At 65.0% G+C, this 11675-nt stretch carries 14 protein-coding genes; 3 read left to right on the forward strand and 11 right to left on the reverse strand.

The annotated features are described in order from the left end of the window. Positions 1-59 precede the first annotated feature (59 nt). From IC50_RS14305 to IC50_RS14330, 6 genes are all read right to left on the reverse strand, one after another. Positions 60-377 carry a copper-binding protein gene (locus tag IC50_RS14305; RefSeq protein WP_035705370.1) on the reverse strand — a complete coding sequence of 106 codons (318 nt, stop codon included), beginning with the start codon at positions 375-377 and terminating at the stop codon, positions 60-62. A 14-nt stretch (positions 378-391) separates the two neighbouring features. Further along, positions 392-847, reverse strand: a complete 456-nt coding sequence (locus tag IC50_RS14310) for a cupredoxin domain-containing protein (RefSeq protein WP_035705399.1) — start codon at positions 845-847, stop codon at positions 392-394. Positions 848-879: 32 nt separating this feature from the next. Then, a complete protein-coding gene (locus IC50_RS14315) occupies positions 880-2217 on the reverse strand; it encodes a copper oxidase (RefSeq protein ID WP_035705402.1) in 1338 nt (445 codons plus the stop codon). Positions 2218-2230: 13 nt separating this feature from the next. Continuing rightward, the gene (locus IC50_RS14320; protein WP_035705372.1) at positions 2231-3658 is read right to left on the reverse strand and encodes a TolC family protein; all 1428 of its coding nucleotides are present in this window, start codon (positions 3656-3658) and stop codon (positions 2231-2233) included. A 9-nt stretch (positions 3659-3667) separates the two neighbouring features. Beyond that, positions 3668-3952, reverse strand: a complete 285-nt coding sequence (locus IC50_RS14325) for a hypothetical protein (RefSeq protein WP_035705373.1) — start codon at positions 3950-3952, stop codon at positions 3668-3670. A gap of 73 nt (positions 3953-4025) precedes the next feature. After that, a complete protein-coding gene (locus tag IC50_RS14330) occupies positions 4026-4445 on the reverse strand; it encodes a hypothetical protein (protein ID WP_244429582.1) in 420 nt (139 codons plus the stop codon). Positions 4446-4620: 175 nt separating this feature from the next. Between IC50_RS14330 and IC50_RS14335 the strand changes: the two genes are divergently transcribed. Further along, on the forward strand, positions 4621-5886 hold the full coding sequence (locus tag IC50_RS14335) for an MFS transporter (RefSeq protein ID WP_035705376.1): 1266 nt from the start codon (positions 4621-4623) through the stop codon (positions 5884-5886). Between the two features lie 46 nt (positions 5887-5932). Here IC50_RS14335 and cydX read toward each other — a convergent pair whose 3' ends face one another. The 5 genes from cydX to IC50_RS14355 form a co-directional block, all read right to left on the reverse strand. Next, positions 5933-6055 carry a cytochrome bd-I oxidase subunit CydX gene (gene cydX / locus IC50_RS38655; RefSeq protein ID WP_063826467.1) on the reverse strand — a complete coding sequence of 41 codons (123 nt, stop codon included), beginning with the start codon at positions 6053-6055 and terminating at the stop codon, positions 5933-5935. A 13-nt stretch (positions 6056-6068) separates the two neighbouring features. Next, a complete protein-coding gene (gene cydB, locus IC50_RS14340) occupies positions 6069-7211 on the reverse strand; it encodes a cytochrome d ubiquinol oxidase subunit II (RefSeq protein WP_035705377.1) in 1143 nt (380 codons plus the stop codon). A gap of 13 nt (positions 7212-7224) precedes the next feature. Further along, positions 7225-8781 (reverse strand): cytochrome ubiquinol oxidase subunit I, encoded by a 1557-nt coding sequence (locus IC50_RS14345; protein WP_035705378.1) that lies wholly within the window; start codon positions 8779-8781, stop codon positions 7225-7227. Next, the gene (locus tag IC50_RS14350; protein ID WP_035705380.1) at positions 8778-8957 is read right to left on the reverse strand and encodes a hypothetical protein; all 180 of its coding nucleotides are present in this window, start codon (positions 8955-8957) and stop codon (positions 8778-8780) included. The genes IC50_RS14345 and IC50_RS14350 overlap by 4 nt, the downstream gene beginning before the upstream one ends. A gap of 200 nt (positions 8958-9157) precedes the next feature. Continuing rightward, positions 9158-9817 carry a TetR/AcrR family transcriptional regulator gene (locus tag IC50_RS14355; protein ID WP_193374121.1) on the reverse strand — a complete coding sequence of 220 codons (660 nt, stop codon included), beginning with the start codon at positions 9815-9817 and terminating at the stop codon, positions 9158-9160. Between the two features lie 251 nt (positions 9818-10068). On the opposite strand from IC50_RS14355, the gene IC50_RS14360 reads away from it, so the two are divergent. Continuing rightward, complete coding sequence (locus IC50_RS14360; protein WP_035705384.1) at positions 10069-10566, forward strand: (2Fe-2S)-binding protein; 498 nt, start codon at positions 10069-10071, stop codon at positions 10564-10566. Then, complete coding sequence (locus tag IC50_RS14365; RefSeq protein ID WP_035705387.1) at positions 10563-11618, forward strand: FAD binding domain-containing protein; 1056 nt, start codon at positions 10563-10565, stop codon at positions 11616-11618. Before IC50_RS14360 ends, IC50_RS14365 begins: the two co-directional genes overlap by 4 nt. The last annotated feature ends 57 nt before the right edge of the window (positions 11619-11675 follow it).

Genomic DNA, 11675 nt, shown 5'->3' on the forward strand with positions numbered 1-11675 from the left:
TCGAGATTCCGGGTTCGGCTCTTCGAGCCGCCCCGGAATGACCGTTGAGAGAAAGGTCCCTACTTCGCCTTCTCCATCTTCGTCACCGTGTATCCCGACGCCGCCTCCTCGGCCTCGAAGGTCACCTTGTCGCCGACCTTCACCTGCTTGAGCATGACGGGGTCCTTGACGCGGTAGACCATGGTCATGGGCTCCTCCATGCCGAGGCTCTTCGCAGGTCCATGCTTGAGCGTGATCTTGCCGGCGCCCTCGTCGATCTTCTTGACCTCGCCGCTGATCGCGGCAGCCCCGGCCGCCAGGGCTGCGGTGCTGACGGCTCCGGAGGCAACGCTGAGCGTCAGCGCCAGCGCAGCAGTGATACGGATGATGCGGTTCATGGCAGTCTCCTTCGTTACTTCACGGTGACGTGGCCGACCATGCCGTAGTCGCGGTGGTCGGGAATCAGGCAGGAAAATTCGAATGTGCCGGCCTTGCTGAATTTCCAGAGGATCTCGGCCGCCTTGTTCGGGGCGAGGCGCACGCCGTTGGAATCGTCGTGCTCCATGTGCGGATGCTTCTTCATCTCCACCGCATGCGCGAGATTCTCCTTGGTGGTGGCGAGCAGGAATTCGTGGTCCTCCTTGCCGACATTGCGCAGCACGAAGCGGACCTGCTCGCCGCGTTTGACCTCGATCCGGGCGGGTGCGTAGTCCATCTCGTTCATCAGGATCTCGATGGTGCGTGCGGGCTTGTTGGGATCGCCGGGCTCGCCCGCCGAAAAGGTCCCGTGCCCGTGCTTGTCGTGGGCAAAGGCCGGTGCGATCGAAAGCGCGGCCAGCGCGAGGCCGAGCTTGAAGGTGGTCTTCATCGTGGTCTCCAGTTGGTGGTTCATCGAAACGCTCACATCTTCATGTTCTTCATCGGCGGGCTTCCGGATTTCTGCCGGGCTGGCTCTGCGGCCGGCGCCGTCACCTCGTAGGCGACGGTGCCTTGCGGGAATTTGTACGGGCCGGGATCGCGGTAGTCGTCGCGCGCGAGGTCCTCGCGAATCTTCATCACCGTGAACATGCCGCCCATCTCGATCGGCCCGAACTGGCCGCTGCCGGTCATCATCGGCAGTGTGTTGTCGGGCGCGGGCATCTCCATGTTGCCCATCGCCATGCCGGTCGAGCCCATGGCCATGCCGTCAGGCGCGAGCCTGCCGACGGCCCTGGCGAGATCCTTGCGCGACACGCCGATCAGGTTGCGCACGTCGTGTCCCATCGCGTTCATGGTGTGGTGCGACTTGTGGCAGTGGAACGCCCAGTCGCCGGGATTGTCGGCGAGCACGTCGAACACCCTGACAGCGCCGACCGGCACGTCGGTGGTCGTCTCGGGGATCTGCGCGCTCTCCGGGACCCAGCCGCCGTCGGTGCAGGTGACCGCAAAGCTGTGGCCGTGCAGGTGGATCGGATGATTGGTCATGCTGAGATTGCCGATGCGCACGCGCACTTTGTCGCCGAGCCTGACCGGAAGCGGATCGATGCCGGGAAATACCCGCGCATTCCAGGTCCACATGTTGAAGTCGGTCATCTCGTTGACATGCGGCAGATAAGTGCCTGGGTCGACGCGATAGGTGCTCATCACGAAGACGAAGTCGCGGTCGACGGGACGGAAACTCAGATCGCGCGGATGCACGACGACCATGCCCATCATGCCCATCGCCATCTGCACCATCTCGTCGGAATGCGGGTGGTACATGAACGTCCCGCTCTTCCTCATCTCGAACTCGTAGACGAAGGTTTTCCCCGGCTGGATGTGCGGCTGGGTCAGCCCGCCGACGCCGTCCATGCCGCTCGGGATGATCATGCCGTGCCAGTGCACGGTGGTGTATTCGGGCAGTTTGTTGGTGACGAAGACGCGGACCTTGTCGCCCTCGACGGCCTCGATGGTCGGCCCCGGCGATTGCCCGTTGTAGCCCCACAGATTCACCTTCATGCCTTCGGCGAATTCGCGCACCACGGGCTCGGCGACGAGATGGAATTCCTTCCAGTCGCCGTTCATGCGGAACGGCAGCGACCAGCCGTTCAGCGTGACCACGGGGCGATAGTCCGGTCCGCTGATCGGATGCAGCGGTGGCTGCATCACCACCTTGTCCATGGTTGGCGCTTCCGGAATGGCAGCGGCCTGCACCCGGCCGCTGATGGCCGACGCGCCGGCAAGCGCGGCAGTCCCCAGGAATCCTCGGCGGGAAAACATCTCGGCCTCCATCTCAGTGGCCGCCGCCATCGGCAGGTGCTGCCGCGGCGACGGTGGTTGGATTGTCGCTCCCGGCCGCAGGCGAGCCGCCGCCATTGACGGCGGTCTGCAAATCGGCCTGGGCAAGGAAGAACCTCTGCCGCGCGTCGATCGCGCCGCGCAGCGAGGCGAGGCGCTGCCGCGCCTCGGTGAGCAGCGCAAAGATGTCGACCTGCATGCTGGAGAAGCGCAGCTGCATCTCCTCGGTGATGATTTTTCGCAAGGGAATGATCTCGCGCTGGTAGTGGCCGGCGATGTCGTAGGTGGAGCGATAGGCGCGATAAGCATCCCGCGCCTTGGAGCGCACATTCACGGCGCGCTCGGTCAGGCGGTTGAAGGCGAGGTTGTAGGTCTCGGCGGCCTGCCGCACCCGCACCTCGCCGCCGTCGAAGATCGGGATCTGGAACTGCACGTCGAAGCCGCGTTCGCGGAACGGTGGCCCTTCGGGATCCTGAGTGCGGCGGGAGATGCCGGCGAGATCGAGCAGTGTCACGAAGCGCGTCGCCTCGGTGAGATTCAGGGCCTTCGCCAGCGCCGCCAGCTCCAGCCGTGCGATCTGCAGGTCGATGCGATGGGCCACGGCATCGGCCTCGATCGAGGGCAATGCTTGCGGTCGACGCGGCAGCGGCGGCAGTCGATCAGGGAGACGGAAGTCGAGACCGTCATCCCACAGCCCCATCAGGCGCGCGAGCCTTTCGCGGTCGCTCGTTGCCGACTGCCGCGCAGTCGCGAGGTCGGCGGTGGTCTCGGCGTAGAACACCTGTTCGCGAGCCTGGTCGAGCTTGTTGAGCGAGCCGGTTTCGCCGAGCTTGACCGCCAGCTGCGCGGTCGATTCCGCCGTCGCCTTCGCGTCGGTCAGCAGCACCACCATCTCGTTGCCGGCAACGGTGCGGACATAGGCGCGGCGGACGTCGGCCGCGAGCCGCAACGTCGCCAGCGCTGCGCGCAGCTGCGCTCCGCGGAAGCGGTCGCGGGCGATGTCGGAGCGTAACGGCAGGGTGGCCAGCGCGAGGATGTCGCCGACCACCTGGCGCTCGATCTCGCTGGCGCCATTGCCTGAGATCCGCGAGATCGCGAACACGGGATTGGGCGGCAGGCTCTGCTCGACGAGGTCGGTCTCGGCCAGTGCCAGCTCGTTATAGGCGGCCTGCAGTCCCTTGTTGTTGAGCAGCGCGATCTGCACGGCGGCATCCGCGCTCAGCGTCCGCGACAACAGCTGGCGAACGCGCGTGTCGACCGCGCTGGCGCCCTCCGCCGTTCGCACGAAGGCGACGTCCTTGTTGATGGTCTGGCTTGTCAGGTCCGAGACTGCGCTCATCCCGCCGTCGGGCGAGAACGCGGCGCAGCCGGAAACGCTGAGTGCGGTCAGGACGAGCAGGCCCCGCGCAAGATGGCGTGTCATGGCGCGCTCCTACCGGTCTTGCTTCGGCTGCGGTGTGACCGTGTCGTTGCGGCCACGCCATGGCGCCGGCGTCGCAGGCCGCAGGCCGGTATAGGGCGCAATGGTCGAGCGATAGCCGATCCGCGCCACCTTCGCCGCCGGATCGGCGGGATCGGCGCTGGCGACTTGCGTTGTTGCCGGCATGCAGCCGGACAGCGCCAGCGCAGCAAAGGCCAGCAGCAGCCAATTGAATCGGTACTGTCGTCCACCCACCGCAGATGCGGCAGCGGACTTCGCCCCCGAAAGCGTAAACATGATTCTTCCCTGATCTGAAAACCACAGGTTTGCGCGCGCAAACGCGCGCTCGGCCCGAAATCGTCGTGTCAGATCAGGCGATGGGGGGGCGGTCGTTCAGGGGCGGCGCCGAGCTGTGCAGACTGGCCGCGATCTCGGGCGCACAGGCGGAGCCAGGCAAAAGCGGCCTGGTGACGATCGGCAGATCGGCCGGCAGCGCGCTGACGCACATCATCGCACAGCACGGCCCCACTGTTCCCTTGCCGTCATGATGATGCGGAGCGGGTGCGTCCTTCGCGGCAGTCTGGTGATGGGCGTGGGTTCCCGCGTGTTCGTGCGAGACATCGCCATGCAGATGGCTCGTCGGCATCTGGTGATGTGTCGGCACGGGATCTGCGAGCAGTGCGTCGTCAAGGCAAGGCGCAGGACCGATGCCCCATGCGAGGCCTGCTGCCGGCGAGAGCACGCAGAACAGATAGGCGAGGGCGATGATCCGCCCCACCCTGATCCGCATCGATCGCGTCAATCGCAGCAACATTCCGCCGACATGCTCTCCGCGCGGCCATGGTGCACACGCGCATTGCAAATTAGTGGCAAATCGCGCGATCGCCAAGCTCCTTCTTACCGCAGTGCACCGCGCATGCCCAATATCGCGCCACAATGCTTGACCCCTTGGCGATCCGCGGGCCATGGTCCGGCCCGTGCACGCGCCAAATCATCCAGGACAGACACCGGCTTCCTTCACCCCTGATTCGCGTCAGGCCTGGATGCGGCTGGTCATTGCGCTCCTGATCGGCTCGATCGGCGCCGTCGGCATGTGGGCGGTCGTGGTTGTGATTCCCGTGGTGCAGGCCGAATTCGGTGCCACGCGCGGCGCGGTGTCGCTGGCCTTCACCCTCATGATGTTCGGCTTCGGGCTTGGCGGCGTGATCGCCGGCAAGATCACCGACCGGTTCGGCATCGTGCCGGCCATGGCGATCAGCATCGCCTTCCTCGGCGTTGCCAACGTGCTCGCGGGCCTGTCGAGTCATCTCTGGCAGTTCGTTGCGGCCTACTTCCTCATCGGCCTCGGCACCTCTGCGACCTTCGCGCCGCTGATGGCCGAAGCCTCGCACTGGTTCGAGCGCTACCGCGGACTTGCCGTGACCATCGTCGCCAGTGGCAATTATGTCGCGGGCACGATGTGGCCGCCGATCGTGAGCTGGGGCACGCAGGAGATCGGCTGGCGCACCACCCATATCGGCATCGGTATCGTCTGCGCCAGCACGATGGCGCTTCTGGTCCTCGTCCTGCGCGCACAGATGGGCGGCGACAAGGTCCGCGATCACGCCAATGCGCCGCCGCCGCAAGTCGATCTCAAGCTCTCGACCAACACGCTGACGGTGCTGCTCTCGATCGCGTCCGTCGCCTGCTGCGTGGCGATGGCCATGCCGCAAGTGCATATCGTCGCCTATTGCGGCGACCTCGGCTATGGCGTGGCGCGTGGCGCCGAGATGCTGTCCTTGATGATGGCCTGCGGCATCGTCAGCCGGATCGGCTCCGGCTATCTCGCCGACAAGATCGGCGGCATCCGTACGCTGTTGGTCGGATCGCTGGCGCAGGGCTTTGCGCTGGTGTTCTATCTGTTCTTCGACAGCCTCGCCTCGCTGTATCTGATCTCCGCGATGTTCGGCCTGTTCCAGGGCGGCATCGTGCCGAGCTATGCCATCATCGTGCGTGAGGCGATGCCGGCGAGCGAAGCCGCAACCCGCGTCGGCATCGTGATCTTCGCCTCGGTGTTCGGGATGTCCTTCGGCGGCTGGGTGTCGGGCGTCATCTTCGACGCCACCGGATCGTACGCTGCCGCCTTCGCCAATGGCGTGGCGTGGAATGCGCTGAACATCAGCATCGTCGTATTGCTGCTCATCCGCTCGCGGATGAGCGCGACGAAGGTCGGCCCGGGTTTCGCGACTTAGGCGTTCTGCCCCAGCTTCGGCGGCATCCCCTGGTCTCTCAAGTGGATCAGTGATGGCGTCCGGTGTCGGCTTCGCCGTCCCGCTGCGTGTTGGCCTCGAACCACAGCGCGTTGAGGATGGCGAAGGTCCCTGCGAAGGCAACACCCAGAATCCACGAGAAGTACCACATCGTCGTTCTCCAGCTAGTACACCGTCGAATGCGTGTCCTCCTTGACGAACGCTTCGTTGATCGGTCCGCGCAGCACGCTGTAGACCCAGGCGGTGTAGAGCATGATCACGGGCAGGAAGATGACCGTCGCTGCCAGCATGATTCGCAGTGTCAGGAGACTCGACGACGTGTCCCAGACGGTGAGGCTGGCGCGCGGGTCGAGCGACGACGGCAGCATGAACGGAAACAGCGAAAGGCCGGCCGTCGCGATGATGGCGGCGATGCCGAGTCCGCTGGCCAGCAGTGCGAGCCCGGCGCGCTGCTTGCCGAGCAGCAGGGCGGAAGCGGACAGCATCAGGATGGCCACGATCGGAGCCGCCTTCGTCCACGGGAACAGGCGATAGTTGACGAGCCAGGCGCCGGCCTCCCTCGTAACCGTCTTGAGCAACGGGTTGGACGGGCCGTCATGGGGAATGGGCTGAGCGATCGAATAGCCCTCGATGCCGTAGGCCACCCAGATGCCGGCGACGATGAACAGCGCGACCGCCGCCAACGCGGCCATCCGCCCGATGCGCATGCCCCGCACGACCGGCGGACCTTCGGCCTTGAGGGCCAGGTAATTGGCTCCGTGCAGGGTCAGCATGGCGACGCTGACCAGCCCGCAAACCAGCGCGAACGGATTGAGCAGCCCCAGCAAGGTGCCTTCGTAGGTCATTCGCAGCGTGTCGTCGAAGCGGAAGGGAACGCCGACGATGACGTTGCCGAACGCGACGCCGAAGATGAGCGCCGGCACCAGGCCCGCAATGAAGAAGGCGATATCCCAGGTTGCGCGCCATCGCACGTCGTCGAGCTTGCTGCGGAACTTGAACGCGACCGGACGCAGGATCAGCGCAGCGAGCACCAGGAACATCGCGAGATAGAACCCCGAGAATGCCGTGGCGTAGAGCAACGGCCAGGCCGCGAAAATGGCGCCGCCGCCGAGGATCAGCCAGACCTGATTCCCCTCCCAGACGGGGCCGACCGTGTTGATGACGATGCGGCGCTCGACGTCCGACCTGGCCACGAAGGGAAGCAGGATCGCGATCCCGAAGTCGAAACCGTCCATGACTGCAATGCCGATCAACAGAATGCCGAGCAGTGCCCACCAGATCAGTCGCATGGTCTCGTAGTCGAACATGGCGGTGCTTCTCCTATTCGGCGGCGGCAAGACGAACGGTTGGCTCGGTGCGGGGCGCCCCGGGCCCGGCCTTGGCCGTCTTCACCATCAGAAGGATGTCGACGACCGCCAGGGTCGAATAGAACACCACGAAGCCGGTCAGGGTGGTCCAGACGTTGGCGGCCGAAAGGCTGGACACCGCCAGGAAGGTCGGAAGCACGCCCTCGATGACCCACGGCTGCCGTCCCACTTCGGCGACGATCCAGCCCAGCTCGGCCGCTATCCAGGGTAGCGGCAGGCTGAGCAGCGCCGCCCACAGGAAGAGGCGATATCGATCGAGCTGCCGTTTGCTGGCGAGCACGAAGGCGACCGCGAACAGGGCGATGAAATAGAAGCCGAGCCCGACCATGATGCGGAAGCTCCAGAACAGCGGAGACACCGCCGGCACGGTGCTCCACGCCGCCTTCGCGATCTCCTCCGGCGTTGCGTTGCGGACGTCGGCACGGATCTTCTTCAATAACAGGGCATGGCCGAGATCCGCCGCCGTCGCATCCAGGCGGGCCTTCTCGGTTGCGCTGGATGGATCGGCGCGGAGCTTCTCGAGCGCGTCATAGGCGATGAGGCCGTTCTTGATCCGTTGTTCGGCATGCGCGACGAGCTCCTTGATGCCCGGCACCTCCTTGTCCAGGGATCGCGTCGCGATCAATCCGAGCACCCAGGGGATCTTCACCTCATATTCGGTGGTGTGCTTTTCGAGATTCGGGAATCCGAACAGCGTGAAGGATGCTGGCGCGGGCTCCGTCTCCCACATCGCCTCGATCGCCGCGATCTTCATCTTCTGGTTTTCGCCGGCCGTGTATCCGCTCTCGTCGCCGAGAACGACGACGGACAGGGCGGAGGCGAGGCCGAAGCTGGCCGCCACGGTCATCGAGCGCTTGGCGAACTCGATATGTCGTCCCTTGAGCAGGTAGTACGCCGAAATCGAGAGCACGAGCATCGATCCGGTGACGTAGCCGGCGCTGACGGTATGAACGAACTTGGCTTGTGCGACCGGATTGAACATCACTTCCATGAAGCTCGTCACTTCCATTCGCATCGTTGCCGGATTGAACTGGGCGCCGACCGGATACTGCATCCAGCCGTTGGCGATCAGGATCCACAATGCCGAAATGTTGGAGCCGAGCGCGACGAGCCAGGTGACCGTGAGATGCTGCAGGGCGCTCAGCTTTTCCCATCCGAAGAAGAAAAGACCGATGAAGGTGGCTTCGAGGAAGAAGGCCATCAGCCCTTCGATCGCGAGCGGGGCCCCGAAGATGTCGCCGACATAGTGACTGTAATAGGCCCAGTTCATGCCGAACTGGAATTCCATGGTGATGCCGGTCGCAACACCCATCGCGAAGTTGATCCCGAACAGGAGGCCCCAGAACTTCGTCATCTCCTTCCAGATTGCGCGTCCGGTCATCACGTAGACGCTCTCCATCATTCCGAGCAGGATCGAAAGTCCGAGCGTCAGAGGAACGAAAAGGAAATGATACAGCGCGGTCAGGCCGAATTGCAGCCGTGAAAGCGACACGACGTCCAGCGATGTCATTGCGTGCGTCCTTGATTGGCGGAGTTCGTGGGGTCGAGAAACTGGCGGTCGAGGGCGCCGGCGTCGATCCGAGGGCGCTGGCTCGGCGCGAACACGAAAATCGCGGCGCCAAGGATGACTGCGATCTTGATCGTGAGCACGATCGTGAGGCTACGTCTCAGACCGGATGCGGCCATGAGTCATTCGTCCAGCTTGAAGCACGCATGAGTTCAGTCCATGCAGCCGACCACGGTGGAAGATCCAAGCGGGTTCATTCCATGGATACCGATAGATCTCCTGAGGCGGGTGCGGCTTGATCGAGCGCAAAACGCATCCTCACATCGGTGTGAGACACTCGTGTGAGGAGATGCGCCGCTCAACAGGACAAATTGTCCAATCAGCGCTTGTGCTTCGACCCGCGGCCGGCCGTCTTGGCTGTCCGAGGCCGAGAGCCGGCCGCGCGCGCCTTGGTCTTGGCGCTGGGCTGCACCCGCAGTCCGTCGACGAACACGTCGAGCATGCGCAGCACAGAGGACTGCCAGCCGGGCTGGTCGTGCATGTAGCACATGCCGACGAGCGCCCTGAGCAGGTCTTCCGGACTGATATCGCCACGCATCTCGCCGGCCGCGACCGCGCGGTCGAGCAGCGAGCCGATCGCCTTGGTCAGCCGGTCCATCGAGAAGGCCGCGAGCTCCGACGAGCTCTGGAACGTCAGCGCCAGCGCGGCCGACATGCCCTTCTTGGTGGCAACGAATTCGACGTTGGAGCGCAGCCAGCGCCTGAGCGCATCGACCGGGTCCTTCGCGTTCTTCAATTGCTCGGCAAGCTCGCTGAGCTGCTCGACCTCGCGCCGGTAGACCGCCTCGAACAGATCTTCGCGCGTTGGAAAATGCCGATAAAGCGTGCCGATGCCGACGCCGGCGCGTCTGGCCACGGCCTCCAGGCTGGCCTCCGGACCGCCCGCGTTGAACACGGACTTCGCCGCTTCGAGCACGCGCTCGCGATTGCGCACGGCGTCGGCGCGGGGCTTGCGGGTCTGGTCGCTGTGGTCGTCCATGCCGCCAATGTAGATCACGAATTGGTTAGATTGAACCCTTCTTGAACCTTGCGGGGCTGCATCGCGTTGTATGCGCACGGGCTTTCGACGAATTCCAAATATTTCGCGGCGACCCTTGCTAACCGGAGGGTGCCTCCGTATCTTCATCCAAGCGTTGGCCCGCATCATGTTCGGGCGGCGCATCGTCGACGGCGGCCACGGAGGTGGCGCGCTGCGCGATGAGACATGTCCAAATCTGATCGGAGCCTTGTATGAACCACTCCATCAGCCTCACCGTGAACGGTGCGCGGCGCGATTTCGTCCTCGACGATCCGCGCGTCACGCTGCTCGATCTCCTGCGTGAGCGCCTCCATTTGACCGGAACCAAGAAGGGATGCGACCGCGGCCAGTGCGGCGCCTGCACCATTCTGGTCGACGGCAAACGCATCAATTCTTGCCTCGCACTCGCCATCAGCCATGACGGCGCCGACATCCTCACCATCGAAGGCCTCGCGCGCGGCGACCAGCTGCATCCGGTGCAGGCCGCCTTCATCGCTCACGACGGCTTTCAATGCGGCTTCTGCACGCCGGGCCAGATCATGAGCGCGATCGGCATGATCAAGGAGGCGCAGGCCGGCGACGATCCCGAGCGCATCCGCGAATGCATGAGCGGCAATCTCTGCCGCTGCGGCGCCTATGCCGGCATCGTCGATGCCGTGCGCGATGCACAAGGACAGATGGACGAATCCAATCAGAGGCGCTCGGCATGAAACGGTTCGATTACGTCAGGCCTGCGACGGTCACCGAGGCCGTTGCCGCCGCCGCCCAGCCCGGCGCGGTCTATCTCGCCGCCGGCACCAATCTGCTCGACCTGATGAAGGGCAACGTCAGCCGCCCGGATCGTTTGGTCGACGTCACGCATCTCGATGGTCTCGATCGCATCGAGACACTCGCCGACGGGTCTTTGCGCATCGGCGCGCTGGTGAGCAACGCCGATCTCGCCCATGACGCTGAATTCGCGAGATCATATCCCGCGGTGGCTGAAGCGCTGCTGTCCGGAGCGTCGGCGCAATTGCGCAATGCCGCGACCGTCGGCGGCAATCTCCTGCAACGGACGCGCTGCGCGTATTTCTACGATACCGCCAGCCGTTGCAACAAGCGCGAGCCGGGTTCCGGCTGCGACGCTCGCGACGGCGAGAACCGCGGCCACGCCGTGCTCGGCTGGAGCGAGAGCTGCATCGCGACGCACCCCTCCGACTTCTGCGTGCCGCTGGCCGCGCTCGATGCGGCCGTCGAGATCGAGGGCAGGGGTGGCCGGCGCGAGATCGCGTTCGACGACCTGCACCGCCTGCCTGGCGATACGCCCGAGCGCGATACCGTGCTCGAGCCCGGCGATCTCATCGTCGCGGTGCGCCTGCCGCCCGTGGCGCGCGGCTTTGCCGCGCATGCGCGCTATCTCAAGGTCCGCGAACGCACGTCTTATGCATTTGCCGTCGTTTCGGCCGCTGCCGCATTGCGGATCGAGGACGGCAAGATCGCCGAAGCGCGGCTTGCGCTCGGCGGCGTCGCCGCGAAGCCTTGGCGCGCCCGTGGCGCTGAGGAGGTGCTCAGGAACGTCGCGCCCACGGCCGACGCCTTCCAGGAGGCGGCCCGGCGTGCGCTCGAGGGCGCAAAACCGTCCGGCGACAACGCCTTCAAGATTGAGCTCACGCGCCGTATCGTCATGCGCGCGCTGACCTTGGCCACTGCCGGCACGCCCGCGCGGATTCCCGCGCTGCCGGCCTCTCCCTTTGCCGCGACCTCCGGAGCCCTCCATGTCTGAGCTCAACTTGACCAGTGCTCCCGCCCATCTCAGGCACGGCTCGAACATCGGCCAGCC

This window comes from Bradyrhizobium genomosp. I (2014), assembly GCF_000261685.1.
Classification (GTDB): domain Bacteria; phylum Pseudomonadota; class Alphaproteobacteria; order Rhizobiales; family Xanthobacteraceae; genus Bradyrhizobium.

What these genes read in the sequence shown, in the direction of transcription:
- IC50_RS14310 (WP_035705399.1), bottom strand. Translation starts at nt 847, where the DNA reads ATGAAGACCACCTTCAAGCTCGGCCTCGCGCTGGCCGCGCTTTCGATC.
- IC50_RS14305 (WP_035705370.1), bottom strand. Translation starts at nt 377, where the DNA reads ATGAACCGCATCATCCGTATCACTGCTGCGCTGGCGCTGACGCTCAGC.
- IC50_RS14320 (WP_035705372.1), bottom strand. Translation starts at nt 3,658, where the DNA reads ATGACACGCCATCTTGCGCGGGGCCTGCTCGTCCTGACCGCACTCAGC.
- IC50_RS14350 (WP_035705380.1), bottom strand. Translation starts at nt 8,957, where the DNA reads ATGGCCGCATCCGGTCTGAGACGTAGCCTCACGATCGTGCTCACGATC.
- cydB (WP_035705377.1), bottom strand. Translation starts at nt 7,211, where the DNA reads ATGTTCGACTACGAGACCATGCGACTGATCTGGTGGGCACTGCTCGGC.
- IC50_RS14315 (WP_035705402.1), bottom strand. Translation starts at nt 2,217, where the DNA reads ATGTTTTCCCGCCGAGGATTCCTGGGGACTGCCGCGCTTGCCGGCGCG.
- cydX (WP_063826467.1), bottom strand. Translation starts at nt 6,055, where the DNA reads ATGTGGTACTTCTCGTGGATTCTGGGTGTTGCCTTCGCAGGGACCTTC.
- IC50_RS14345 (WP_035705378.1), bottom strand. Translation starts at nt 8,781, where the DNA reads ATGACATCGCTGGACGTCGTGTCGCTTTCACGGCTGCAATTCGGCCTG.
- IC50_RS14360 (WP_035705384.1), top strand. Translation starts at nt 10,069, where the DNA reads ATGAACCACTCCATCAGCCTCACCGTGAACGGTGCGCGGCGCGATTTC.
- IC50_RS14335 (WP_035705376.1), top strand. Translation starts at nt 4,621, where the DNA reads ATGGTCCGGCCCGTGCACGCGCCAAATCATCCAGGACAGACACCGGCT.
- IC50_RS14325 (WP_035705373.1), bottom strand. Translation starts at nt 3,952, where the DNA reads ATGTTTACGCTTTCGGGGGCGAAGTCCGCTGCCGCATCTGCGGTGGGT.
- IC50_RS14330 (WP_244429582.1), bottom strand. Translation starts at nt 4,445, where the DNA reads ATGCGGATCAGGGTGGGGCGGATCATCGCCCTCGCCTATCTGTTCTGC.
- IC50_RS14355 (WP_193374121.1), bottom strand. Translation starts at nt 9,817, where the DNA reads ATGGACGACCACAGCGACCAGACCCGCAAGCCCCGCGCCGACGCCGTG.
- IC50_RS14365 (WP_035705387.1), top strand. Translation starts at nt 10,563, where the DNA reads ATGAAACGGTTCGATTACGTCAGGCCTGCGACGGTCACCGAGGCCGTT.